We start from the raw sequence: 21,995 nt of genomic DNA on the forward strand, positions 1-21,995 counted from the left end.
GCGCAATAGCATGCAGCGGCAACCCGGCGGTCGTCGTCACTTCGGCCACGCGCTGCGCGCTTGAACCCGACCGGGTGACACTTGCTACGTTCGGTGCCTGTGCGGCATCAGCGTATTTCTCCATCCGTTCCGCGTTGTTCGCGGCCGTGTTCGAGCCTACGTATCTGGCTCGCGCCAAACTTTTTCATTGCGGTGCGCCCTACGGTGCTGCGCCGCCTGCTGCCCATTCGCCGCGCCTGTGTGACGCGCGCACCGGCGGCACGCATGACAGGAATTTGCATATGACTCAAGGCGTCAAGACGTACAAGGGCTACGAAATCCATCCGCTCGTTTATCCGCGACGCACAGCGAGCGGCGTGACCCACCGCAATTCGATCGACAGCGGTTACGACGCGTCGGTGCGCATCTGCCGTGTCGGCCAGAATCCTTCCGCCGACGGCCGTGTGTTCCGCTTCGCGTACTTCCGTCCGTTCGAAGGCGCGGGCAAGGCGCGCATGGCTTGCATCGAGCATGCGTCGCAAGTGATCGACGGCCGGGTGGACGGGCAAACCGTTTCCGATCTCTGATCGGACGCGCCGCGAAAGGCGCGTTTCACGTATCAACCGTATCGCCGCAGCAGCGTTCGCGCTGCCGCGCAAGACACGCTGCGCGCCGCGCGCGGCACCCTTCCCTCATCGACCAGGAGTAGTGCATGGCGAAAGAAGAACTCATTGAACTGGACGGCATCGTCGACGAAGTACTGCCCGACAGCCGCTACCGCGTGACGCTCGACAACGGCGTCGTCGTGGGTGCGTACGCATCGGGCCGCATGCGCAAGAATCACATCCGTATCCTCGCGGGCGACCGCGTCACGCTCGAACTGTCGGTCTACGACCTGACCAAGGGGCGTATCAACTTCCGTCACAAGGACGAACGCAGCAGCGGCCCGCGCAGCGCGCCGATGCGCCGCCGCTGACGTAGCGGCAAGCAGTAGCCAGAAGCAGCAGGCGTCTCGCGATCAATCGGGCGGGACGCGGGAACGAATCGACGCACAAAAGGCCGTCGCGCATTTGCGCCGTCGACCACGCAGTACACAGCAATCGATGCGGCATGTGCAACGCATGCCGCCCGCCTCACTTCCTCATCCCCGAAACACCACGCCCAGATCGTCGCTTGCACCTGCCTGCATGCGCGTGACGACACGCTCCTCCAGTTCCGCGAGATGCGTGCGCATTGCGTCGAGCGCGGCGTTCAGATCGCCGGCGTCGAGCGCTTCGATCAGATGCGCGTGTTCGTCGGCGGAGCACGTCGTGCCTTTCGAGGGATCGTATAGCGCCTTGTACAGCTCCGTCTTCGCGACCAGCTGCGCGACGAAACCCTGCAACTCCGCGCCGCCCGCGATCTGCGTCAGCAGCACATGAAAATGCCCGGCGAGCCGCACCTGCTCGTCGACGCGCCCGCTTTTCAGCGCCTTCTTCTCGCTGGCGACATGCGCTTTCAGCGCGCGTCTGTCCTGCGTCGACAGCGCGCCGCACAGCGCCGTGACGATACCCGCCTCCACGATCTGCCGCGCGCGATACACCTCCCGCACATTCTCTTCCGACGGCGACGGCACGAACGCGCCGCGATTCGCTTCCAGCACGAGCTTGCCTTCGTAACCGAGCCGCGCGAGCACCTTGCGCAGCGCGCCGCGCGTGCAGGCGAACGCCGCCGCGAGATCGCGTTCGACGAGCTGCGCGCCCGGCCGCAAGCGCCCTTCGAGCAGCGCCGTGGTGATCGACGCGTAAATGCGGTCCTCGACGTTGTCTTCGTCTGCGGCGGGCGGCGGTGTGGTCGGGCGTGTGGCCATGTTTGACGGGTGAAATCGCGAGTGAGATCGATGCAGGCGGCCGTATTTTAGCGGCCGTTGCGTTCCACTGCATCTTGCGCAAGCGTCGGCGAGCACATCTCCGGCATAGCAGATCGAACTAAAATGGTTAACCATTTTAAGTTATTATGGTTAACCATTCAGGCTCACTCGCAAGGTATTCCCGTGAACCGGACTCCCGGCATCGATACTTCTTCGCGCCTCGCGCGCACCACGACATCCGCGGCATTGACGTGGAAGGACGGACTCTGGCTGGCGGTGATCGTCGTAATCGGCATCAACCTGCGGCCGCTGCTTACGTCCATCAGTCCGCTCATGGCGACGATCCGCGCGGTCACGGGCCTCAGCTTCTCGGGCGCGTCGCTGCTGACGAGCCTGCCCGTCGTCGCGATGGGTTTCGGCGCATTCGGCGCGGGTTTGCTGACGCGCGTCGGCGGCGAAACGCGCGGCGTCGCGCTGGGTTTGCTGGCGATCGCCGCCGCGTGCAGCGCGCGCCTCGCGGCATCGAGCGGCGCGGCGCTATTGATGACGGCGCTCGTCGCGGGGATCGGCGTCGCCGTCATTCAGGCGCTGCTGCCCGGCGTGATGAAGCAGCGTTTCCACGCGCGCGTGCCGCTTGCGATGGGCCTGTTCTCGGCATCGATCATGGGCGGCGGCGGACTCGGCGCGAGCCTCAGCCCGTATGTCGCGAAGGCATTCGATTCGTGGCATGCGGGACTCGCGATGTGGGCCGTGCCCGCCGCGCTCGCGTGCGCATGCTGGCTCGCGTTGCAGCGCGCTGCGTCTTCGTCTCGCGATGCCGCAACTCACGTCGGCGGCCATGCTTCCCAGGCGCCGCACGTCGCGATGTGGCGCAAGCGCCGCGCGTGGGCGTTAGGCCTGCACTTCGGCCTCGTGAACGGCGGCTACACGACGCTCGTCGCGTGGCTGCCCGCCTACTATCAGCAGCGTGGCGCGAGCGTCGCGCACAGCGGTTCGCTGCTCGCGGCGATGACGGTTTTCCAGGCCGCGTCGGCACTGTTGCTGCCGCTCGCGGCCGCGTCGTTCCGCGACCGCCGTCCCTGGCTCGTGGCGGGGCTGTCGGCGCAATTCATCGGAATCGTCGGGTTGCTCGCCTGGCCCGATGCCGCGCCGCTCGCGTGGGTCGCGATTGCGGGCGCGGGACTCGGCGGCACGTTCTCGCTGACGCTCGTGACATCGCTCGATCATGCAGACGATCACCGCATCGCCGGACGACTCGTCGCGTTCGTGCAAGGCGTCGGCTTTATCATCGCGGCGATTTCGCCTATCGTCGCAGGCCGTTTGCGCGACCTCACGGGCAGCTTCACGGCTGCGTGGACCATGCTCGCGGTGTGCATCGCCGCGATGATCGCGCTGACCTTCGCGTTCTCTCCTCGCAGCTACACGCGCTGGCTCGGCGCGCGTTAAAACGCGCCGTATCAACTGCGCGCGGCTCGCGCCAATCCGGTGCAACGAGCCGTCGACTCGCACTGCTGCGGTGCAATATTCGCGCAGCTTGATGAACGCCTGAGCGTTACGCATACAACGTAATACGGATTGCCGCCGATGGCATACAAGTTGCAGAGCAAAGACGTGCTCATGCAATGACTGCCGTCGTCTCTTCGCGGACGACGGGCAGAACCCGCAATCCGACGAATGAATCTGCGTAATTCCGAATCCCTCATGCCGGGCAATCCATGCTGCGCGTATTGCTCGTAACCGACACCGACAAGCCGATCGGCGAGTTGCGCGACACGCTCGCGCGGCTCGGCTACGACATGCTTGCCGCGACGGCATCGCCGCAAGCGCTGCACGAGACTGTCGAAAGCGAACGGCCCGACGTCGTGATCATCGACACCGAATCGCCGTCGCGCGACACGCTCGAACAGCTCGCCGTGATGAACGCGACGGCACCGCGTCCCGTGCTGATGTTCAGCAACGACGCGAACCAGCAGCTGATACGCGACGCCGTCGGCGCAGGCGTGACGGCGTATCTCGTCGAAGGACTCGCGACGGAGCGCCTTGCACCGATACTCGAAGTGGCGCTTGCGCGCTTCGCACAAGAATCGCAATTGCGCGAGCGGCTTGCGCAGGCGGAGAACGAACTCGCCGAGCGCAAGCTGATCGACCGCGCGAAACGCATGCTGATGGATTCGCAAAAGATGACCGAACACGCCGCCTACGCGACGATGCGCAAGCGCGCGATGAACCAGGGCGTGAAGCTTGCCGAAGTCGCGCGCCAGATCGTCGCCGCCGCCGACTTGCCAGATTGATGTGCAGCTCATGAACTCAACCGCCTACCCCTCTTCATCCGCCGACTCGGGCAAGCTCGAGAAAACGCACTTGCGTCTGGGCTTCGTCGCGCTCAGCGATGCCGCGCCGCTCGTCGCCGCGAAGCTGCTCGAATTCGGCCATGCGCACGGCCTCACGATCGAGTTGCTGAAACAGCCTTCGTGGGCTGCGATACGCGACAAGCTCATATCCGGCGATCTCGATGCCGCGCATTCGCTGTATGGCCTCGTGTATGGCGTGCAACTCGGCCTCGGTGGACCGCAGACGGATATGGCTGTGCTGATGGTGCTGAATCGCAATGGTCAGGCGATCACGGTATCGAACCGGCTTGCCGCGGCGCTCGACGAGCACAAGACGTTGCCCGCAGCACTGGCGACGCTCGGCCGCAAGCCTGTATTCGCGCAGACGTTTCCGACGGGCACGCATGCGATGTGGCTGTATTACTGGCTCGCCTCCCAAGGCGTGCATCCGTTGCGCGATATCGAGAGTGTGGTGATTCCGCCGCCACAGATGGTCGATGCGCTCGAGCAGGATCGACTCGACGGGCTATGCGCCGGAGAGCCTTGGAATGCGGTTGCGCAGGAGCGTGGTGTCGGGCGGACGATTGCGTATACGAGTGAGGTGTGGCCTGATCATCCCGAGAAGGTACTCGCGAGTCGGCGCGATTTTGTCACGCGATATCCGAATACCGCACGTGCGCTTGTGCAGACGATGCTTGAAGCGTGTCGTTGGCTCGATGACGATGAGCATCGGGGCGAGATTGCTCGCAGGCTTGCTGATGCTGCTTTTCTTGGGGTGTCTGTTGACTCTATCGCTTCGCGGTTGATCGCTGGTGGGTCTGCTTCGGCTGTTAAGTTTTTCGCGGGCGGTGCTGTGAATTTTCCGCATCCTGCGGAAGGGGTTTGGTTTTTTGCTCAGTATGCGCGGTGGGGAATGGCTGAGTGGCGGGATGACTTTGCTCGTATTGCGTGTGAAGTTAATCAGACTGATTTGTATCGTTTGGCTGCTGATAATGTTGGTGTTGCCGTTGTTGATGGTGCACCTTCGGTGCGGTTGATTGATGGGCAGGTTTGGAACGGCATCGCCGATCGTGGTTATTTGCAGGGGTTTTCTGTTCGGGGTTAGCGTTTTGTCTGCGACGCAGTCGCCATTCCGGGTTTTCGCTTTTTTTGTTTTGGCTGGCATCCGCGATTTCGTATCGGTGCTTCACGCGTTGCCCCTGTGCGGGGCGGCACCTACTTTTCTTTGCAGCGGCAAAGAAAAGTAGGCAAAAGAAAGCCGCTTTTGTACCTCCGGTGCCGGCCAGGATGGCGCTGTGGCATGCCGCAGTTGAGCTGTCGCGCAGCAACGTCCGCACGCTGTAGAAAGCCCGCAGTCAACCACGCACGGCGCGAAAGCCCCACACACAGTCTGGAGCACATACCGCCGCAATCAGACCGACGGCAAAGCCAAAAAAACGTGCTGACCGAATGTGCTCCAGGTGGATGTCATCTTTCGCGCCGCGCGCGCCTGACTGCGGGCTTTCTACGGAGTGTTTGCGTCACTGCGCGACAGGTCAAACACCGTGTGCCGTGGCGTTATCCTGGCGGGCACCGGAGGTTTGAAGCGGCTTTCTTTTGCCTACTTTTCTTTGCCGCTGCAAAGAAAAGTAGGTGCCGCCCCGCACAGGGGCAACGCATGAAGAACCGATACGAAATCGCGGACGCCAGCAAAGAAGAAAAACAAAAACCGAGCATGGCGACTAGCGTCGCAGACAAAAAAACCTTAATGCGCAGAAATATAAGCCTTAACGGCCGGCAAGCCGTCCTTGCCATCAATCGTCTGCACTCCGGCTAACCACTTATCCAAAGCCTGAGGATTCGCCTTCAACCAGGCGAGCGCAGCTTTGTTGGCATCTTCCTTGTTCATGATAGGCACCATCACATGATTCTCGATGGCCGTGGTGAACTGCAGATTGGAAACCAGCTTAGCCGCATTCGGGCACCGCGCAGCATAGTCCGGCGGCGTAGCCGTAAACACTTTAGCCTCGCCATAATTAGGCCCAAACACATCATCGCCGCCAGCGAGATAATCAATCTTCATCTGCACATTCATCGGATGCGGCTCCCAGCCAAGGAACACAATCCATTTCTTGTCGCGAATCGCGCGATTCACCTCGACCAGCATGCCCGCCTCGCTCGACTCCACCAGCTTGAACTTGCCCAGCCCGAACTGGTTGCCGTCGATCATCTTCTTGATCAGCGCATTGCCGTCATTGCCCGGCTCGATCCCGTAGATCTTGCCGTCGAGTTTGTCCGCATACTTCGCGATGTCGCTGAAGTTCTTCAGTCCGCCGTTGTACACGTAATCGGGCACAGCGAGTGTGTACTTCGCGCCCGTCAGGTTCGGCGTCGCGAGCACCTTGATCGTGCCCGCCTTCACGAAAGGCTGAATGATCGGATCCATCGTCGGCGCCCAATAGCCGAGAAACACGTCGATCTGCTTGCTCTTGATGCCCGCGAACGTGATCGGCACGGACGCGATCGTCTTGGTCGGGTTGTAGCCGAGGCCCTGGAAGATCGTCGACGCGAGGCCCGTCGTCGCCGCAATATCGGTCCAGCCGACGTCGGCGAAACGAACGTTGCGGCACACGGCGGGATCAGCGGCGTGTGCCGTCGCGGCCGCCGTCGTCAATAGCGCGGCCGCCATCATCAGCTTGCATTTCATGACATTCTCCTCAGGGTTGTTCTGTTCTGGCCGCAGTCGATGGCTTTGCCCGACTCGCTAGTTTGCGTGGCGACGCTCGACACTCGGCGCATGGCCGAATTGCGCGCGATATGCCTTGCTGAAATGACACGGCGAATGAAAGCCGCACACGGCCGTCACGCGCGCAATCGATGCGTCCGTCGTGCGCAGCAGATCGCGCGCGCGCCGCAAACGCAACGACAGGTAGTAGTGCGTCGGCGATACGCTCAGATACACCTTGAACATCCGCTGCAAATGGCGCTGCGACAACTGCACGAGCCGCGCGAGTTCATCGAGCGACAACGGCTCTTCGATATTCGCCTCCATCAGCCGCACCACTTCGATCAGTTCGGCACGCGAGAAACCGACGCGCGCATCGACAGGGATCGGCTGCTGGTCGCTCGCGCCGCGAATGCGCTCGAGAATGAACTGCTCCGACACTTGCGCAGCAAGGTTCTGTCCAAAGCGTGAACCGACGAGATCGAGCATCAGATCGAGCGGCGCAGTGCCGCCCGTGCAGGTCAAACGATCGCGATCGATCACGAACAGTTCGTCGGCGAAACGCACATGCGGATATTCCCTGTGCAGCGAAGAGAGATCTTCCCAATGCACCGAACAGCGATAGCCGTCGAGCAGTCCCGCTGCCATCAGCGCATAAGCGCCCGTGCAAATACCGCCTAACGGCACGCCTTGCGACGCCGCATCGGCGAGCAAGGTCTTCACGTTCGTATCGACGGCATTGCGTATCTGCGTGCCGCCGCACACGATCAGCACATCCGGCATGCCGGACTCTTCGAGCGTGCGCGTCGGCTTGACGGTGAGACCGTTGCTCGCGCGCACAGGCACGCCGTCGTGCGTGATGATGGACCACCGGTAGTGCTGCGCACGCGATACGTAGTTCGCCATTCGCAGCACTTCGACCGCGCTCGTGAACGCGATCATCGAAAAACTGGGTAAGGTCAGAAAACCCACATGAGCAAGATTCGACAACGGCGCTTCAGCCCGGGTAGACGTCACGTCGCGCTCCGTGATGCATAAAGAAGAATGTGTTTGGCCACCGCGAAAGCCAGAAGGCCTTCGCGGGACGACCACTATTGGTTCTATTGCAGACGCGCCGGGAACCCGGCGCGCGATTCAATGCGACAAAGATCTAGCTTTGCGCGACAACCGGCTGTTCGCGGCGCACACGCATCACGTTGCGCAGTCCGGCGAAACGCGGTGCCGTCGCAGCGCCGGGCGAGCGGCCGAAGCTCTCAGTGATACGGTCCAGAATGATCGCGAGCAACACGACGGACAGACCGCTTTCGAAACCCAGCCCGATATCGAGGCGCTGAATACTCGCGAGCACATCGTTGCCGAGGCCGCCTGCGCCGACCATCGACGCGATGATCACCATCGACAGCGCCATCATGATCGTCTGGTTCACGCCCTGCATGATCGACGGCAACGCATTCGGGATCTGCACCTTGAACAGCAGTTGCGTCGACGTGCAGCCGAACGCCTGCCCTGCTTCGACGATTTCGCGGTTCACGTGCTTGATGCCGAGGCTCGTGAGACGCACAGCGGGCGGCATCGCGAAGATCACCGTCGACAGAATGCCAGGTACGCGGCCCAGGCCGAACAGCATCGCGGCAGGAATCAGATAGACGAAGGCGGGCATCGTCTGCATCAGGTCGAGAATCGGCCGCACGATCATCTGCACATGCTTGTTCTTCGCGGCCCAGATGCCGAGCGGAATGCCGAACAGGAGGCTGATGATGGTCGAAGACAATGTGAGGCCCAGCGTAACGACCGTTTGATCCCAGAAGCCGGTCGCCCATATCAGCAATAGCGAGGCGGTGGCGAAGATGCCAAATCGCCAGCCCACGCGCCACAAACCGATCAGGATGAAGAAAGCCATCAGCGCCCACATCGGAATGGCCTGCAGGCCATGCTCGATCATCGCGGCGAAGCTCTCGATCGCCTTGCCGATCGAATCGAACGTGCTCGCGTCGTGGTCGAGCAGATAGTGAACGGACTGGTCGACCCAACGGCCGAGTGGAATGATCTCAGACATGGGCGGCACCTCTATTGCGCGTAATGACCTTCAGGACAGCGGCCTGATCGACGGAACCGCAGTAACGGTCCTCGTCGTCGACCACGGGCAGAGCCGTCGTGCTCGCGCACACGCGCGACACGACATGTTCGAGCGTCGCGCCGCGCGAAATGCATTCGACCTTCTTCAGCGAAGGCGTCGCGCTGCCGATCGCATCGCGTGTCACGAAGCCGCGGATCCGGCGATCCGCATCGAGCACGAACGCGTATTCGGCGCTGCCGTTCAACGATTCGGCGACGCTCGTCTGGTTCAGATCGCGCAAGAGCGGCACGCCGTTCGCCTGCATCAGATCACCCGCAGTCAGATAACGGCTCGTATCGACGCCTTCAAAGAACGCGCGCACGTAGTCGTCGGCGGGATTGGCGATGATGTCCTGCGGCGTGCCGATCTGCACCACGCGGCCGCCTTCCATGATCGCGATGCGACTGCCGATACGCAGCGCTTCTTCGAGGTCGTGCGAGACGAACAGGATCGTGCGCTGCTGGTTCTTCTGCAGTTCCAGCAGCACGTTCTGCATTTCCTTGCGCTTGAGCGGGTCGAGCGCGGAGAACGCTTCGTCCATGATCATCAGCGACGGGTTCACGGCGAGCGCACGCGCGAGACCCACACGCTGCTGCATGCCGCCCGACAATTCGGCCGGCAGCTTGCCCGCGAACGTCGCGAGACCCACCTGCTCCAGCACATCGAGCGCGCGTTTCTCACGATCCTTGCGGCCCACACCTGCCACTTCGAGACCGAACGCGGCGTTCGACAGCACCGTGCGCTGCGGCATCAGTGCGAACGACTGGAACACCATGCTCATGTCGGTGCGGCGCAGCGACGTCAACTCGGAACGCTTGATGGCCGCCACATCGCGGCCGTCGATAATGACCTTGCCGGCCGTCGGTTCGACGAGCCGGTTGATGAGACGGATCAGTGTCGACTTGCCGGAGCCCGACAGGCCCATCAGCACGAAAATCTCGCCTTCCTGCACGTCGAAGGAGGCATTGTGGACGCCGACCACGTGCCCCGTTTTGGCGAACACCTCGTCTTTCGACGCGCCTCGCGAGAGCATGTCCTGCGCCAGTTTCGGGTTCGGCCCGAAAACCTTACATAAACCTTCGACTACCACCTTTGGGGATTTCATCGAGTCCATCTCCTCGTGGTGCAGGCGCCGGCCCGCACATGTGTGACTACATAGTTGCCAGAAAAAACCCCGCCTAGCCGACTAATTGCGACAGACGCTTGCGGAAATACGACACGAGCGAAAACGAACGGCCGTTAGCGGACTTGTCTGAGCGTTGTGCGGCAAGGGTTTGTGAGGATGCTGCAGTGCGAGATGACGCACGGCGCGTGTCGTTTACTGGAAGGTCGGCGTCCGATGAGGGATGCATGAAATGCGCGCCCCCCGCTTGCGCAACAAGGGCAGCGTCAGCGCCGCAATGAACCACGCCTGTCGCGCGGCATCTGCTGCGATGCAACCGTATCGCTCAACAGTCCTGCGAGGCCGAACGAATCGCGCCTTGTCGTGCGATGAATAGGCTAAGCTGAATTCGCAGCCTCACTACAACGTGCGGCACGAAGCACGGCGCGCAAAACGAAGCAGAAACAGGAGACCCCATGCGTAAACTCCGCTCGCAAAGCTGGTTCGGCCGCAACGACAAGGACGGCTTCATTCACCGTTCGTGGATGAAGAACCAGGGCATTCCTCACGACGAATTCGATGGCCGTCCCGTCATCGGCATCTGCAATACGTGGTCCGAACTCACGCCCTGCAATGCCCATTTCCGCGAACTCGCCGAGTACGTCAAACGCGGCGTGCGCGAAGCGGGCGGACTGCCGCTCGAATTCCCCGTGATGTCGCTGGGAGAATCGAATTTACGGCCTACGGCGATGCTGTTTCGCAATCTCGCTTCGATGGATGTCGAGGAGTCGATACGCGGCAATCCGCTCGACGGCGTGATCCTGCTCGTCGGCTGTGACAAGACCACGCCTGCCCTGCTGATGGGTGCTGCGTCGTGCAATCTTCCTGCGCTCGCGGTGTCAGGCGGACCGATGCTCAACGGGCGCTTTCGCGGCCGCACGATCGGCTCGGGCACGGGAGTGTGGCAGATGTCCGAGGAAGTGCGCGCGGGCACGATGAGCCAGCAGGAATTCATCGATGCCGAATCGTGCATGAACCGTTCGCGCGGCCATTGCATGACGATGGGCACGGCGTCGACGATGGCGTCGATGGTCGAATCGCTCGGCATCGGACTGCCGCACAACGCGGCGATTCCCGCCGTCGATGCGCGCCGCCAGGTGCTCGCGCATCTCGCGGGCCGCCGTATCGTCGACATGGTTCGCGACGATGTGACGATGGACAAGATTCTTACGCGCGAAGCCTTCGAAAACGCGATCCGCACGAACGCGGCGATCGGTGGTTCGACGAACGCCGTCGTACATCTGATTGCGCTTGCGCGACGCATCGGCGTCGATCTCGCACTCGACGACTGGGAACTGGGTTCGGACGTACCGTGTCTCGTGAATCTGCAGCCGTCGGGCGAATACCTGATGGAAGATTTCTACTACGCGGGTGGCCTGCCCGCGGTATTGCGGCAACTCGGCGAGCAAGGGCTGTTGCATCGCGACGCGTTGACGGTCAACGGTGAGAGCATCTGGGACAACGTATGCGATGCGCCGAACTACGATCAGAAAGTGATCACGACTTTCGCCGATCCCTTCAAGCCGCACGCAGGCATTGCGGTACTGCACGGCAATCTCGCGCCGAATGGCGCGGTGATCAAGCCGTCGGCGGCGACGGCTTCGCTGTTGAAGCATCGCGGACGCGCGGTGGTGTTCGAGAACGTCGAAGAACTGCATGCGAAGGTCGACGACGAATCGCTCGATATCGACGAACACTGCGTGATGGTGCTCAAGGGCGCAGGGCCGAAGGGCTATCCGGGTTTCGCCGAAGTCGGCAACATGCCGTTGCCGAAAAAAGTACTGCAAAAAGGCATCACCGACATGGTCCGCATCTCCGATGGCCGCATGAGCGGCACTGCGTATGGCGCCGTCGTGCTGCACGTATCGCCCGAAGCCGCGGCAGGCGGACCGCTCGCGCTCGTGCAGACAGGCGACATGATCGAACTCGATGTCGACGCGCGGCGCCTGCATCTGGATGTGTCCGATGAAGAACTCGAACGACGGCGCGCTGCATGGCAAGCGCCCGAACTGCCCGCGCGCGGCTACTACCGCCTTTATGTCGAACATGTATTGCAGGCCGATCAGGGCGCGGACCTCGACTTCCTCGTGGGCGCGAGCGGTGCGCCCGTACCACGCGATTCGCACTGAGCGATCATGGCCACTCAATCTCAACCCTTCTCGCCGCACGGCATGTGGCCCGTGCTTTACGCGTACTTCGACGCGGATAACGCACTCGACCAGCGCGCGATTCATACGCAGATCGATCGCACGATCGAAGCGGGCGCGAACGGTATTGTGATTCTTGGCCTTGCTACGGAAGTGAACCGTTTGTCGCTCGAAGAGAAGCAGCGCTTCATCGAATGGACGGGCCGGCATGTTGAGAATCGCGTGCCGTTCGCTGTTACCGTTTCAGGCGATACGGTCGATACACAACTCGCGCTAGCAGACTACGCCGTCGATCATGGTGCGTCGTCGCTGATCCTGCAGCCGCCGTCGTCGCGTGACAAGCCGGAACAGTTCTACTTCGATTTTTTCGCTGATGTGATGCAACGCGTGCGCGTGCCAGTCGGCATTCAGAATGCGCCTGAATATCTCGGCGTGGGTTTATCGGTGCAATCGCTGTCGGCGCTCGCAGCGCAATGTGCGCATTTTCAATGGCTCAAAGGCGAAGGTCCGGCAACGATCATTCAGTCGACGATAGAACGCTTGCGCGAACAAGGCAGCGCGCTACCCGTTTTCAATGGACGCGGCGGGCAGGAATTGATCGACAATCTGCGCGCGGGTTGCGCGGGGCTGATCGTCGCGCCCGATTCATTCGACTGGCAAGCAGCAATTCACAGGGCGTTCGCCGCAGGCGATGAAGAAAAAGCACAAACGCTCTACGAACAAGTACTGCCTTCGATCGTCTTCGTGATGCAGTCGCTCGATGCACTGACGTGCTATGGCAAACGCATCGCGGCGTGGCGCATGGGCTTCGACGTCGCACACGATCGAGGCATGCGTCCGACAGAATTTGGCCTCGCATGCGCACGACGCTTTGCTTCAGCGCTCGGTCCATTCGCAGACCAGCGCAGTTCACGCAGCTAAGAAAAAAACAAAGGAGGAAGGCGGACACAAAGTCCACACTTCCTCCTTCGAAATCAGCGCAACGCGCTAATTACTGTGCTGCCGATGCTGCTTCGTCGCTGGCTGCCTTGGCGGGCGCTGCCTTCTTGTGCGCGTGCTTCTTCTTTGCGTGGTGCTTCTTCGCGTGATGCTTCGCAGCCGGTGCCGATGCAGCTGCCGGTGCTTCTTCCGTAGCGGCGGGAGCCGATGCCTGCGCGAATGCGCCGATCGAGAACAGACCTGCCAGTGCAGCAGCGATGATGTGCTTGTTCATGCTTGAATCCTCAAACCTTTGGTTGTTGACTAGACGGCTTTTGGCCGCGCGACCTGATGAGGTCAACGGTCTAAACGCACAGTTTCGTGAAGCGTTGACATCTAGCACACGCTGCGCCTCATTCTTGACATTTCTTTACGGCGAAATGTGCTTCACGCGATTCGCGCTCTCGTTTTCATGCAGTGAATTGTTGCGCAAGACGGTACAGCCGACCAACTACATCGACAGAATCCGTCAGAGCGTCAGATTTCTTCTATCCGCTTCATCACGGCATGACAAGCGATTTACGCGACACATCAAATCATCCCTTCGTCTTCCTACCGATATCTGTTTTAATCCCACCCTCTACGCAGGATAATCGTCCCCTCGTTTCAGAACAGCGCGCATTGCATCATCCAATTCTCACACGCATTGCGCGCGTCACCAACGCCGCCAGCCTCATGATCATGAATGCCATCCGCGACTTCAGGATTGTCATCGCCGACGACCACCCCGTCATCCGGCACGCCATCATCCATGCATTGAACGAACTTCCCGGCTTCACGGTCGATGCCGCCGTCAAGTCCGGCGGCGAACTGCTCGGCCTGCTGTCGAAAAGCCACTGGGATCTGGTCATCACAGACTTCACGATGGATACCGGCAAGAGCGACACCGACGGCCTCAGCCTGATCAGTCAGTTACGCAGGCAATACCCGGACATTCCCATCGTCGTGTTCACCATGCTTAACAATGACGACGTGCTTGCGCGCCTGTCGCGCTCGGGGATCGCGGGCATCGTCGACAAATGTGAAGGCGTCGAGGAATTCCGTACGGCCGCGCGCGAAGTCATGCATCAGCGGCGGCCCTACTTTTCGGAGAAGATTCGCGCGCGTCTGCAGCAGTTGCCGGACGGCATGGAGAGCGGCAAGTCCGTCCTGACGAAGAAGGAACTGGAGGTGATCCGGCTTTTCGCGGCGGGCGCGACGTTGACCGAGATCGCGCATCACGTGAACCGGTCGATCTCGACCATCGCGACGCAAAAGAGCACGGCAATGAAGAAGCTCTTTCTGCGCACGAACGCCGATCTCGTCAAATACGCGCAGGACAATGGCCTGGCGTGAATGCGACATCCAATGAAAAGAGCCGCTCGCGACACGCGAGCGGCCCTTTCTGCATCAATCCGCCGGGTTGGCGTCAGAAGTTGAAGTTGTCGATATTGCTGGCGTCGAACGTCGTCGGCGGTCCGAGGATGATTTCGCCTTGCGCGCCGATCGTGCGCTTGCCGAGCTTGCCTGCATCGAACGATTCGCCTTCCTTGCCCGTGATCGCACCCGACGCCAGACTAGCCGCCGCGTAGGCCGCGAGATAGCCCAACTGGCCCGGATCCCACAACTGGAACGCCTTCACGGTGCCGTTCTTGACGAACGCGCGCATCTGGTTCGGCGTGCCGAGGCCCGTCACCGCCACCTTGCCCTTGCTCGACGACGTCGAGATGTAGCGTGCTGCAGCCGCAATGCCCACGGACGTCGGCGCGACGATCGCCTTCAGGTTCGGATACGCCTGCAACAAGCCCTGCGTCTCGACAAACGATTTCTGGTCGTCGTCGTTGCCGTACGCGATCTTCACGAGCTTCATCTTCGAGTACTCGGGCTTCTTCAGTTCCTCCTGCATCCACTTGATCCACGTGTTCTGGTTGGTCGCGTTCGGCGTCGCGGACAGAATCGCGAACTCGCCCTCGCCGCCCATCAGCTTCGACACGAGCTGGATCTGCCCACGACCGATGCTCTCGGCGTTCGCCTGATTCACGAACAGCTGGCGGCCATCGGGTGCCGTGTCGGAGTCGAACGTCACGACCTTGATGCCTTGCGACATCGCTTTCTTCAGATACGGCACGAGCGCGTTCGCGTCGTTGGCGGCGATCACGATTGCGTCCTGGCGCTGCGTCGTCAGCGTGTTGATGTACGACACCTGCGACGACGCGCCCGCATCCGACGGCCCCACCACCTTGCCCTGCCCCTTGAACTCCTTGATCGCGGCCATGCCGCCGTCGTCGGCGATCACTTCGTACGGGTTGTTGATCTGTTTCGGCACGAACGCGATTTTCAGGTCGGGCTTGATGCCGGCTGCGGCCGCCGCGACGCTGACGCCGAGCATGGCCGCGCAGAGCATCATCGCTCCCGCGTGACGCAGTGGTTTGTTCATCTCTTGTCTCCTGGTGGTGGTTCGGACTTTTTGCGTCCGGTGGGTTTGAACGGCATCACGTTCGATATGCTCGATGTCAGGGCGCGCTCGGCTTCGTCAATGTCTGTGCGGCAATCAGCTTGCGGTCGCGCATCGCGCGCCAGCGTGCGACGAGATTCGGAATCAGCACCGACGCGAGCAGCAGCGCGCCCGTGACGATGGTCAGCGTTTCGCTCGATACGTCGTCGAGCGTGAGCGCGTTCTTCAATACGCCGATGATCAGCAGCGACAGCAGCACACCGACCATCGACCCGCGTCCGCCGAAAATGCTCACGCCGCCGAACAGCACGGCCGCGATCACCGACAGCTCGAAGCCTTCGCCGTTGTCGCCGCGCGCACTGGTGAAGCGCAGCGTATAGACGATGCCCGCGAGTGCGCTCATGAAGCCCGACAGCACGAACAGACGCAGCCGCACTTTCGCGACCTCGATGCCCGAGAACGCGGCCGCCGTCGGATTCGCGCCGATCGCGTAGAGGCTGCGGCCGAACGCCGTCGATTGCAACAGCACGGTGAACAGCACAGCACACACGATGACGATCACGAAAGGCAGCGGAATGAACGTGCCGAACAGCGTATCCATGCCGAACGCCGTGTAGCCCGCGGGGAAATCCGCGACGGCCTGATCGCCGAGCAGCACATACGAGAGCCCGCGAAACAGCGCGAGCGTGCCGATCGTCACCGCGAGCGAAGGCAGGTTCAGCTTGACGATCACCAGGCCGTTGAAGAGCCCTGCAATCATGCCGAACACCAGCACGAGCACGATGACGACGGGCATCGGCAGGCCCATATGCCACAGCACGCCCATCAGCGCGCTCGACGCACCGAGCACCGACGCCACGGACAGATCGATTTCCGCCGCGACGATGATGAGCGTCATCGGCAACGCCATCAATGCGATCTCGGTCAGATCGGCGAGCACGTTGCTGAGGTTCGCGCCCGTCAGGAACACGGGCGACAGCACGCGCCCAAGACCGAGCGACGCAATCAGCACGACGACGAGCAGGGTTTCCCAGCGCAGCGGCGTTTCGCGTTTGCGCGTGAGCAGCGCGGAATCGGGTTTAGCCATGATCGCGTTTCCTCATCATGCGTTTGGCGACGGAGCGGGCCAGCAGCGTATCGGCGGCGATCGCGGCGACGATCAGCGCGCCTTCGATCGCCTGCTCCCAGAACGGCGACACATGCAGCACGACGAGCGCGATGCTGATGACGCCGAGCACGAGCGCGCCGAGCGTCGCGCCGAGTATCGTGCCGACGCCGCCCGTGATCGCGACGCTGCCGACCACGGCGGCCGCCACGACCTGCAGTTCGATGCCCTTCGCGGTGCTGGCGTCGACGGTGCCGAAGCGCGCGAGCCACAGTGCGCCCGCAAAGCCCGCAATCGCACCCGACAGCAGAAAGCCCGACATCACGCGTCGCTCGACATTGACGCCCGCGAGCCGCGCGGCTTCCGGATTCGAGCCGATTGCGTAATGCTCGCGTCCCGCGCGGAAGTGTTTCAGGTAGAACGACAACGCGAGCAGCACGACTGCGGCGATCAGCGCGAGAGTGGGTATGCCGAGCAGCGTGCCCGTCGCAAGGCGCGAATAGGCTTCGGGCAGACTCGTCGCGTTGATCTGGCCGCCGTGCACCCATGCGTAATCGGCGCCGCGGAAAATGTAGAGCGTCGACAAGGTTGCCACCAGCGAAGGCACGCGCCCCACCGCAATCAGCAGCGCGTTAATACCGCCCGCGATCAGCCCGATCGCCACGCCCGCCACCAACGCGACGAGCACAGGCATATGCGGAAACGCCACATACAAACTGCCCACTGCGTACGCGCTGATCCCGACCGTCGATCCAACGGACAGATCGATATGCCGCATCAGGATCACGACCGTCATGCCCGCCGTCAGCAAGCTGATGATCGATACGTTGAGCAGCACGTCGCGCAGATTCTGCAAGTTCAGAAACTGTGGCCGTGCGAGCGACGTGCCGAGTATCAGCAGAATCAGCACGACGAACAGCGTGGTCTCGCGGCTTTTCGCAAGCGTGCCGACGATACCGCCCGGTCCCGAACGCGTGCGCTGCATCGGCGTGTGCTCGATGGACGCCGCGTGTGAGTGAGTCGAATGCCGGATCATGCTGCGCGCCCCAGTAATGCCGCCGATTGTCCGAGTGCCGCACTCATGATCCGCTCCTCGTTCGCGTCGGCGCGTGAAATCTCCGCTGTGATGCGGCCTTCGTGCATCACGAGCACGCGGTCGGCCATGCCGAGCACTTCGGGCAGTTCGCTCGAAATCATCAGCACGGCCATGCCTTCCTGCACGAGTTCGGACAGCGCGCCATACACTTCGGCCTTCGCGCCGACATCGATGCCGCGCGTCGGCTCGTCGATGATCAACACCTTCGGGCCTGTCGCGAGCCACTTGCCGAGCACCACTTTCTGCTGATTGCCACCCGACAACGTGCCGACGGGCGCAGACGGATCGCTTGCCTTCAGACGCAGCCGCGTGCCCCAGCGCGTCGCGAGTTGCGTTTCGCTGCGCGTCGAAATCAGGCCGTGACGCACCAGCCGCCCGAGCACCGTCATCGACGCATTGCGCGCGATGCTCAACTCCAGCGCGAGCCCTTGCTGACGCCGGTCTTCCGGCACGAGGGCGAGACCCGCGCGCACAGCCGCAGCGGGATTGCCCGTCGCGAGCCGCTTGCCTGCGATCTGCACTTCGCCCGAATCGATGGGATCGATGCCGAAGATCGCGCGTGCCACTTCGCTGCGGCCCGCACCGACGAGTCCCGCGAGCGCCACGATTTCGCCGGCGCGCACGTCGAACGAAATATCCTTGAACACGCCGATGCGTGTCAGGTTACGCACCGACAGACGCACATCGCCAGGCTGCACGTCGGCTTTCGGATAGAACGTTTCCAGATCGCGGCCGACCATCTTTGCGACGACCGACTCCGTCGTCATTTCCGAAGTAGGTGCATCGAATACCTTTGCGCCGTCGCGCATGATCGTGACGTGCTGCGTCAACGCGAACACTTCGTCGAGCCGGTGCGTGATGAACAGAATCGCGACGTCGCGCTCGCGCAGCTTGCGCACGATTGCGAAGAGCCGTTCGACTTCGGGCAGCGACAGCGCCGCGGTCGGCTCGTCCATGATGAGCACGTTCGCGTTCAGCGAGAGCGCTTTCGCGATTTCGATCACCTGCTGATCGGCAATCGACAATCCGCGCACAAGTCGATCCGCGCGCAGATCGACGCCGAGCGACGCGAGCAACCCGTCCACTTCCTTGCGCATTGCGTCGTGCTGGATGCGGCCGAAGCGGTCGACGGGTTGTCGTCCCATGAAAATGTTCTCGGCAATCGACAGATCGAAGAACAGCGTCGGTTCCTGATAGATCACAGCGAGTCCCGCATCGCGCGCTTCGGCGGGCGTCGCGAAACGCCGCTCGATGCCGTCGATGCGCAACTCGCCCGTATCCGGCTGATGCACGCCCGCGAGTATCTTCACGAGCGTCGATTTGCCCGCACCGTTTTCGCCGAGCAGCGCATGCACTTCGCCCGGCCACAGCACGAGTTCGCCGTCCGACAGCGCGCGCACGCGCCCGAACGTCTTGCTTGCGTGCCGCAATTCCAGCCGCGGCACGTCCTGAGTGTGTTCATGTAGCTGTTGCTGCACCCTCGCCTCCTTCCGATGCTTCTTATCCTTCAGATTCGATAGAGCCGCTCTGCGTTGCGCACGAATAGCGCGTCTTTTTCCGCTTCGCTCGCTGCGCCGACGATCGACACATACGCGTGCCACAAGTCTCCGTATGAGCCGAACTGGCGGTCGACGGGAAAGTTCGATGCGAACATCGCACGCTCGACGCCGAACGTATCGATGGTTTCGAGCACATACGGACGCAGGCTTTCGACTGTCCATGCGTGATCGAACATCGCGAGTCCGCTGATCTTCACGGCGACGTTCGGACACTGCGCGAGCGTCTTCATCCCTTCGCGCCACGCGCGATATCCGCCGACGCTATTGCGATCGACGAACATGCCCGCGTGATTGACGATGAACTGAGTGTCGTGATGCTCGTTCGCGAGCGCGGCCAGTTCTTCCATCTGCGACGGATACAATTGCGCGTCGAACGACATGCCGTGCTTGCGCAACAGCCTGAAGTTCTCGCGCCACGTCGCATCGCGCATGAAGTGACGACCGACGTAGTCGTATAGCTTGTCGTGATGCACGTTAAGGATTTGCCGCACGCCGCGTGTGTTGGCGAATGCCGCGTGCCGTTCGAGTACTTGTGCGGCGTTGGCGGCCGACAGATCGACGGCCGCAACGATGCCGTTGGGCATTGCGCGCGAACCCGCTGCATCGGCCACCTCTTGCAGCCAGCGCGTCTCTTCGACGGGATCTTCGGGATCGTGATTTGCCTCGACGTGCACGCACTTGAGCAGTTCGATCTCGCCTGCGTCTTTCAGCAGATCGGCGATCAGATAGTCGTGCTTGAGCGCGCGCGCATCGCCGACGAAGGACACGCCGGGATTGGCGAGCCAGGGGTAATGATGCGTCTTCAGATCCCACAGATGAATGTGCGGGTCGACAACTTTCATGGCGCGTCCTTCGTCGCTGGCGCACGTGCGCCGCGAGCGTCGCGAATCAGTTGAAGGGATGCTGCAACTCAAATACTGGAATGAGCGGCTGCTGGAGCGGCGTATGGTCGGGCGCCGTCTGCATGATGTCGGCCATGTAATCCCACCATTTGCGCATCACGGCGAGTTCGGGCAGGCGCTCCATCGAATGATCCGCCGTGCGCGTAAGTATCGCGAACAGATGGTGCGAGTCGTCGTCGAGAAAGATCCGGTAATCGCGCACGCCGGCGTTGTGCAGTGCGTCGACGAGTTCCGGCCAGATCTCCCGATGCCGGCGCTCGTACTCGTCGCGCATGCCGGGGTTCAGCACCATCCGGAAAGCGATTGTCTCCATGCCGGGGTTGTCTCCAGTGTCTTCGATCACTTGTTCTTGCCGCTCTCTGAGGTAGCGTCTGATGCGACTATAATTCGGGCGTCGATAACATCTCAATCCGTTGTTGGGATTGGGCGATACTCAAACCGAATCGCTAACGTTCGATTTTCCGACCTTACATGAGCCAGAACGCCGCCACTGTCGCCCTCGTCAACCGGCTCAAGTTCAAGCATCTTGCGCTGCTCGTCGCGCTCGACGACGCCCGCAACGTCCATCAGGCCGCCGACGCCATTAACGTCGCGCAGCCGAGCGCGAGCCGCATGCTCGGCGACATCGAAGAAGCGCTGGGCTTTCTGCTGTTCGAACGCAATGCGCGCGGCATGCAGCCGACGCCGCTGGGCGTTGTCACACTTGCCTATGCACGGCGTGCGCTCGCGGAACTCACGCGTTTTGCCGAAGATCTCGATGCGAAGCGTAAAGGCGGCCATGGGCAACTGACGGTTGGCGCGATCATGGGCGCCGCGCCCGATCTGCTGGCGATGGCGGTTGCTGCGCTCAAGACTGAGCGGCCTTTGTTGCATGTCTGCATTCTCGGTGAGACCAGCGATCAGGTGGTGCAATTGCTGCATCGCCGCGAAGTGGATCTTGCGCTTGGGCGGTTGACTAATCCTCTGCAGCACAATGATTTCAGTTTTGAGCCTTTGGCGCGGGAGACCCTGGTTCTGGTTGTGCGGGCTGTGCATCCGCTTGCTGAACGGGCTTCTGTTTCGCTGCGCGAGCTGATGGATTGGCCCTGGGTCGCGCAGCCTGTTTCTAGTCCGGCTCGGGTTTTGTTTGAGGAAGAGCTTGCTCGGGCTGGGCTTGGGACGCCTGCTAATCTCACCGAATGTGCTTCTATTTTTGCTACTTTGCAGTTGCTTGAGAATTATGACGCTGTCGCTATGTTGCCTGAGTCTGTTGTCAGGGATCACGTGCGTGGCAAGTTGCTCGTTGCTCTGCCTGTTGAGATTGGCAAAAGCCTTGCCGGGTTTGGGATTCTTACTCGCAAGGAAGAGGCTCTTGCTGAGCCTGCGCAGCGGTTTGTTGAGCTGTTGAGGGTGCACTCTGCGAGGCTTTCTCGGGAAGATGCCCTGGCCTAGTTGTTTTTTTGTCTGCGACGCTAGTCGCCATTCTGTGCTTTTTGGTTTTTGCTTTTGGCTGGCATCCGCGAATTCGTATCCGTACTTCACGCGTCGCCCCTGTGCGGGGCGGCACCTACTTTTCTTTGCAGCGGCAAAGAAAAGTAGGCAAAAGAAAGCCGCTTTTGAACCTCCGGTGCCTGCCCGAATAGCGCTGCGGCGTG

The 21,995-nt window shown here is 61.7% G+C and carries 20 protein-coding genes and 1 pseudogene; 9 read left to right on the forward strand and 12 right to left on the reverse strand.

All coding sequences use genetic code 11. The annotated features are described in order from the left end of the window. Nucleotides 1-281: 281 nt before the first annotated feature. Nucleotides 282-566 carry a hypothetical protein gene (locus tag QEN71_RS12530; protein ID WP_201653555.1) on the forward strand — a complete coding sequence of 95 codons (285 nt, stop codon included), beginning with the start codon at nt 282-284 and terminating at the stop codon, nt 564-566. Between the two features lie 125 nt (nt 567-691). Continuing rightward, entirely contained in the window at nt 692-955 is a 264-nt protein-coding gene (gene infA / locus QEN71_RS12535; RefSeq protein ID WP_028364761.1) for a translation initiation factor IF-1, read from the forward strand. 165 nt (nt 956-1,120) lie between these two features. Here infA and QEN71_RS12540 read toward each other — a convergent pair whose 3' ends face one another. Next, nucleotides 1,121-1,828, reverse strand: coding sequence for a GntR family transcriptional regulator (locus QEN71_RS12540; RefSeq protein ID WP_201653558.1), 708 nt, complete (start codon nt 1,826-1,828; stop codon nt 1,121-1,123). A 183-nt stretch (nt 1,829-2,011) separates the two neighbouring features. Here QEN71_RS12540 and QEN71_RS12545 point away from each other — a divergent pair, with 183 nt between their 5' ends. From QEN71_RS12545 to QEN71_RS12555, 3 genes are all read left to right on the forward strand, one after another. Beyond that, complete coding sequence (locus tag QEN71_RS12545; RefSeq protein WP_233471973.1) at nt 2,012-3,274, forward strand: cyanate transporter; 1,263 nt, start codon at nt 2,012-2,014, stop codon at nt 3,272-3,274. A 269-nt stretch (nt 3,275-3,543) separates the two neighbouring features. Next, entirely contained in the window at nt 3,544-4,119 is a 576-nt protein-coding gene (locus QEN71_RS12550) for an ANTAR domain-containing response regulator (RefSeq protein ID WP_201653564.1), read from the forward strand. Nucleotides 4,120-4,129: 10 nt separating this feature from the next. Next, the gene (locus QEN71_RS12555) at nt 4,130-5,263 is read left to right on the forward strand and encodes a CmpA/NrtA family ABC transporter substrate-binding protein (RefSeq protein ID WP_201653566.1); all 1,134 of its coding nucleotides are present in this window, start codon (nt 4,130-4,132) and stop codon (nt 5,261-5,263) included. Nucleotides 5,264-5,902: 639 nt separating this feature from the next. On the opposite strand, the gene QEN71_RS12560 is transcribed toward QEN71_RS12555, so the two are convergent. The 4 genes and pseudogenes from QEN71_RS12560 to QEN71_RS12575 form a co-directional block, all read right to left on the reverse strand. After that, nucleotides 5,903-6,844, reverse strand: a complete 942-nt coding sequence (locus tag QEN71_RS12560; RefSeq protein ID WP_201653569.1) for a choline ABC transporter substrate-binding protein — start codon at nt 6,842-6,844, stop codon at nt 5,903-5,905. Nucleotides 6,845-6,901: 57 nt separating this feature from the next. After that, nucleotides 6,902-7,879, reverse strand: coding sequence for a GlxA family transcriptional regulator (locus QEN71_RS12565; RefSeq protein WP_201653571.1), 978 nt, complete (start codon nt 7,877-7,879; stop codon nt 6,902-6,904). A 133-nt stretch (nt 7,880-8,012) separates the two neighbouring features. Then, nucleotides 8,013-8,918: a choline ABC transporter permease subunit gene (choW, locus tag QEN71_RS12570; RefSeq protein ID WP_201653574.1), complete on the reverse strand. Its 906-nt coding sequence runs from the start codon at nt 8,916-8,918 to the stop codon at nt 8,013-8,015. After that, nucleotides 8,911-10,215: pseudogene (locus tag QEN71_RS12575) on the reverse strand (quaternary amine ABC transporter ATP-binding protein); the annotation flags it as partial. The gene choW and the pseudogene QEN71_RS12575, both read right to left, overlap by 8 nt. Nucleotides 10,216-10,556: 341 nt before the next feature. On the opposite strand from QEN71_RS12575, the gene QEN71_RS12580 reads away from it, so the two are divergent. Both QEN71_RS12580 and QEN71_RS12585 read left to right on the forward strand, forming a co-directional pair. Then, nucleotides 10,557-12,269 carry an IlvD/Edd family dehydratase gene (locus tag QEN71_RS12580; protein ID WP_201653580.1) on the forward strand — a complete coding sequence of 571 codons (1,713 nt, stop codon included), beginning with the start codon at nt 10,557-10,559 and terminating at the stop codon, nt 12,267-12,269. A 6-nt stretch (nt 12,270-12,275) separates the two neighbouring features. After that, nucleotides 12,276-13,208: a dihydrodipicolinate synthase family protein gene (locus tag QEN71_RS12585; protein ID WP_233471974.1), complete on the forward strand. Its 933-nt coding sequence runs from the start codon at nt 12,276-12,278 to the stop codon at nt 13,206-13,208. Between the two features lie 70 nt (nt 13,209-13,278). Here QEN71_RS12585 and QEN71_RS12590 read toward each other — a convergent pair whose 3' ends face one another. Next, nucleotides 13,279-13,500 carry a hypothetical protein gene (locus tag QEN71_RS12590; RefSeq protein ID WP_201653583.1) on the reverse strand — a complete coding sequence of 74 codons (222 nt, stop codon included), beginning with the start codon at nt 13,498-13,500 and terminating at the stop codon, nt 13,279-13,281. A gap of 446 nt (nt 13,501-13,946) precedes the next feature. On the opposite strand from QEN71_RS12590, the gene QEN71_RS12595 reads away from it, so the two are divergent. Then, nucleotides 13,947-14,600: a response regulator transcription factor gene (locus tag QEN71_RS12595; protein WP_201653586.1), complete on the forward strand. Its 654-nt coding sequence runs from the start codon at nt 13,947-13,949 to the stop codon at nt 14,598-14,600. Nucleotides 14,601-14,673: 73 nt separating this feature from the next. Here QEN71_RS12595 and rhaS read toward each other — a convergent pair whose 3' ends face one another. The 6 genes from rhaS to QEN71_RS12625 all read right to left on the reverse strand — a co-directional run bounded on the left by rhaS (nt 14,674) and on the right by QEN71_RS12625 (nt 20,674). Beyond that, nucleotides 14,674-15,681 (reverse strand): rhamnose ABC transporter substrate-binding protein, encoded by a 1,008-nt coding sequence (rhaS, locus tag QEN71_RS12600; protein ID WP_201653589.1) that lies wholly within the window; start codon nt 15,679-15,681, stop codon nt 14,674-14,676. 76 nt (nt 15,682-15,757) lie between these two features. Continuing rightward, nucleotides 15,758-16,786: an ABC transporter permease gene (locus tag QEN71_RS12605; RefSeq protein WP_201653592.1), complete on the reverse strand. Its 1,029-nt coding sequence runs from the start codon at nt 16,784-16,786 to the stop codon at nt 15,758-15,760. Continuing rightward, complete coding sequence (locus QEN71_RS12610; RefSeq protein WP_201653595.1) at nt 16,779-17,840, reverse strand: ABC transporter permease; 1,062 nt, start codon at nt 17,838-17,840, stop codon at nt 16,779-16,781. Before QEN71_RS12610 ends, QEN71_RS12605 begins: the two co-directional genes overlap by 8 nt. Continuing rightward, a complete protein-coding gene (locus QEN71_RS12615; protein ID WP_201653867.1) occupies nt 17,837-19,345 on the reverse strand; it encodes a sugar ABC transporter ATP-binding protein in 1,509 nt (502 codons plus the stop codon). The genes QEN71_RS12610 and QEN71_RS12615 overlap by 4 nt, the downstream gene beginning before the upstream one ends. A 62-nt stretch (nt 19,346-19,407) precedes the next feature. Beyond that, nucleotides 19,408-20,301 (reverse strand): amidohydrolase family protein, encoded by an 894-nt coding sequence (locus QEN71_RS12620; RefSeq protein WP_201653598.1) that lies wholly within the window; start codon nt 20,299-20,301, stop codon nt 19,408-19,410. Between the two features lie 46 nt (nt 20,302-20,347). Continuing rightward, nucleotides 20,348-20,674, reverse strand: a complete 327-nt coding sequence (locus QEN71_RS12625) for an L-rhamnose mutarotase (protein ID WP_201653601.1) — start codon at nt 20,672-20,674, stop codon at nt 20,348-20,350. Between the two features lie 158 nt (nt 20,675-20,832). Here QEN71_RS12625 and QEN71_RS12630 point away from each other — a divergent pair, with 158 nt between their 5' ends. Further along, complete coding sequence (locus tag QEN71_RS12630) at nt 20,833-21,792, forward strand: LysR family transcriptional regulator (protein ID WP_201653604.1); 960 nt, start codon at nt 20,833-20,835, stop codon at nt 21,790-21,792. The last annotated feature ends 203 nt before the right edge of the window (nt 21,793-21,995 follow it).

The organism is Paraburkholderia sabiae (assembly GCF_030412785.1).
Lineage (GTDB): Bacteria > Pseudomonadota > Gammaproteobacteria > Burkholderiales > Burkholderiaceae > Paraburkholderia > Paraburkholderia sabiae.

Bases quoted from the DNA above. Each gene is read 5' to 3' on its own strand.
- QEN71_RS12540 (WP_201653558.1), bottom strand. From the start codon at position 1,828: ATGGCCACACGCCCGACCACACCGCCGCCCGCCGCAGACGAAGACAAC.
- QEN71_RS12550 (WP_201653564.1), top strand. From the start codon at position 3,544: ATGCTGCGCGTATTGCTCGTAACCGACACCGACAAGCCGATCGGCGAG.
- QEN71_RS12605 (WP_201653592.1), bottom strand. From the start codon at position 16,786: ATGGCTAAACCCGATTCCGCGCTGCTCACGCGCAAACGCGAAACGCCG.
- QEN71_RS12630 (WP_201653604.1), top strand. From the start codon at position 20,833: ATGAGCCAGAACGCCGCCACTGTCGCCCTCGTCAACCGGCTCAAGTTC.
- QEN71_RS12580 (WP_201653580.1), top strand. From the start codon at position 10,557: ATGCGTAAACTCCGCTCGCAAAGCTGGTTCGGCCGCAACGACAAGGAC.
- QEN71_RS12590 (WP_201653583.1), bottom strand. From the start codon at position 13,500: ATGAACAAGCACATCATCGCTGCTGCACTGGCAGGTCTGTTCTCGATC.
- QEN71_RS12625 (WP_201653601.1), bottom strand. From the start codon at position 20,674: ATGGAGACAATCGCTTTCCGGATGGTGCTGAACCCCGGCATGCGCGAC.
- QEN71_RS12595 (WP_201653586.1), top strand. From the start codon at position 13,947: ATGAATGCCATCCGCGACTTCAGGATTGTCATCGCCGACGACCACCCC.
- QEN71_RS12555 (WP_201653566.1), top strand. From the start codon at position 4,130: ATGAACTCAACCGCCTACCCCTCTTCATCCGCCGACTCGGGCAAGCTC.
- QEN71_RS12560 (WP_201653569.1), bottom strand. From the start codon at position 6,844: ATGAAATGCAAGCTGATGATGGCGGCCGCGCTATTGACGACGGCGGCC.
- QEN71_RS12530 (WP_201653555.1), top strand. From the start codon at position 282: ATGACTCAAGGCGTCAAGACGTACAAGGGCTACGAAATCCATCCGCTC.
- rhaS (WP_201653589.1), bottom strand. From the start codon at position 15,681: ATGAACAAACCACTGCGTCACGCGGGAGCGATGATGCTCTGCGCGGCC.
- infA (WP_028364761.1), top strand. From the start codon at position 692: ATGGCGAAAGAAGAACTCATTGAACTGGACGGCATCGTCGACGAAGTA.
- choW (WP_201653574.1), bottom strand. From the start codon at position 8,918: ATGTCTGAGATCATTCCACTCGGCCGTTGGGTCGACCAGTCCGTTCAC.
- QEN71_RS12620 (WP_201653598.1), bottom strand. From the start codon at position 20,301: ATGAAAGTTGTCGACCCGCACATTCATCTGTGGGATCTGAAGACGCAT.
- QEN71_RS12610 (WP_201653595.1), bottom strand. From the start codon at position 17,840: ATGATCCGGCATTCGACTCACTCACACGCGGCGTCCATCGAGCACACG.
- QEN71_RS12585 (WP_233471974.1), top strand. From the start codon at position 12,276: ATGGCCACTCAATCTCAACCCTTCTCGCCGCACGGCATGTGGCCCGTG.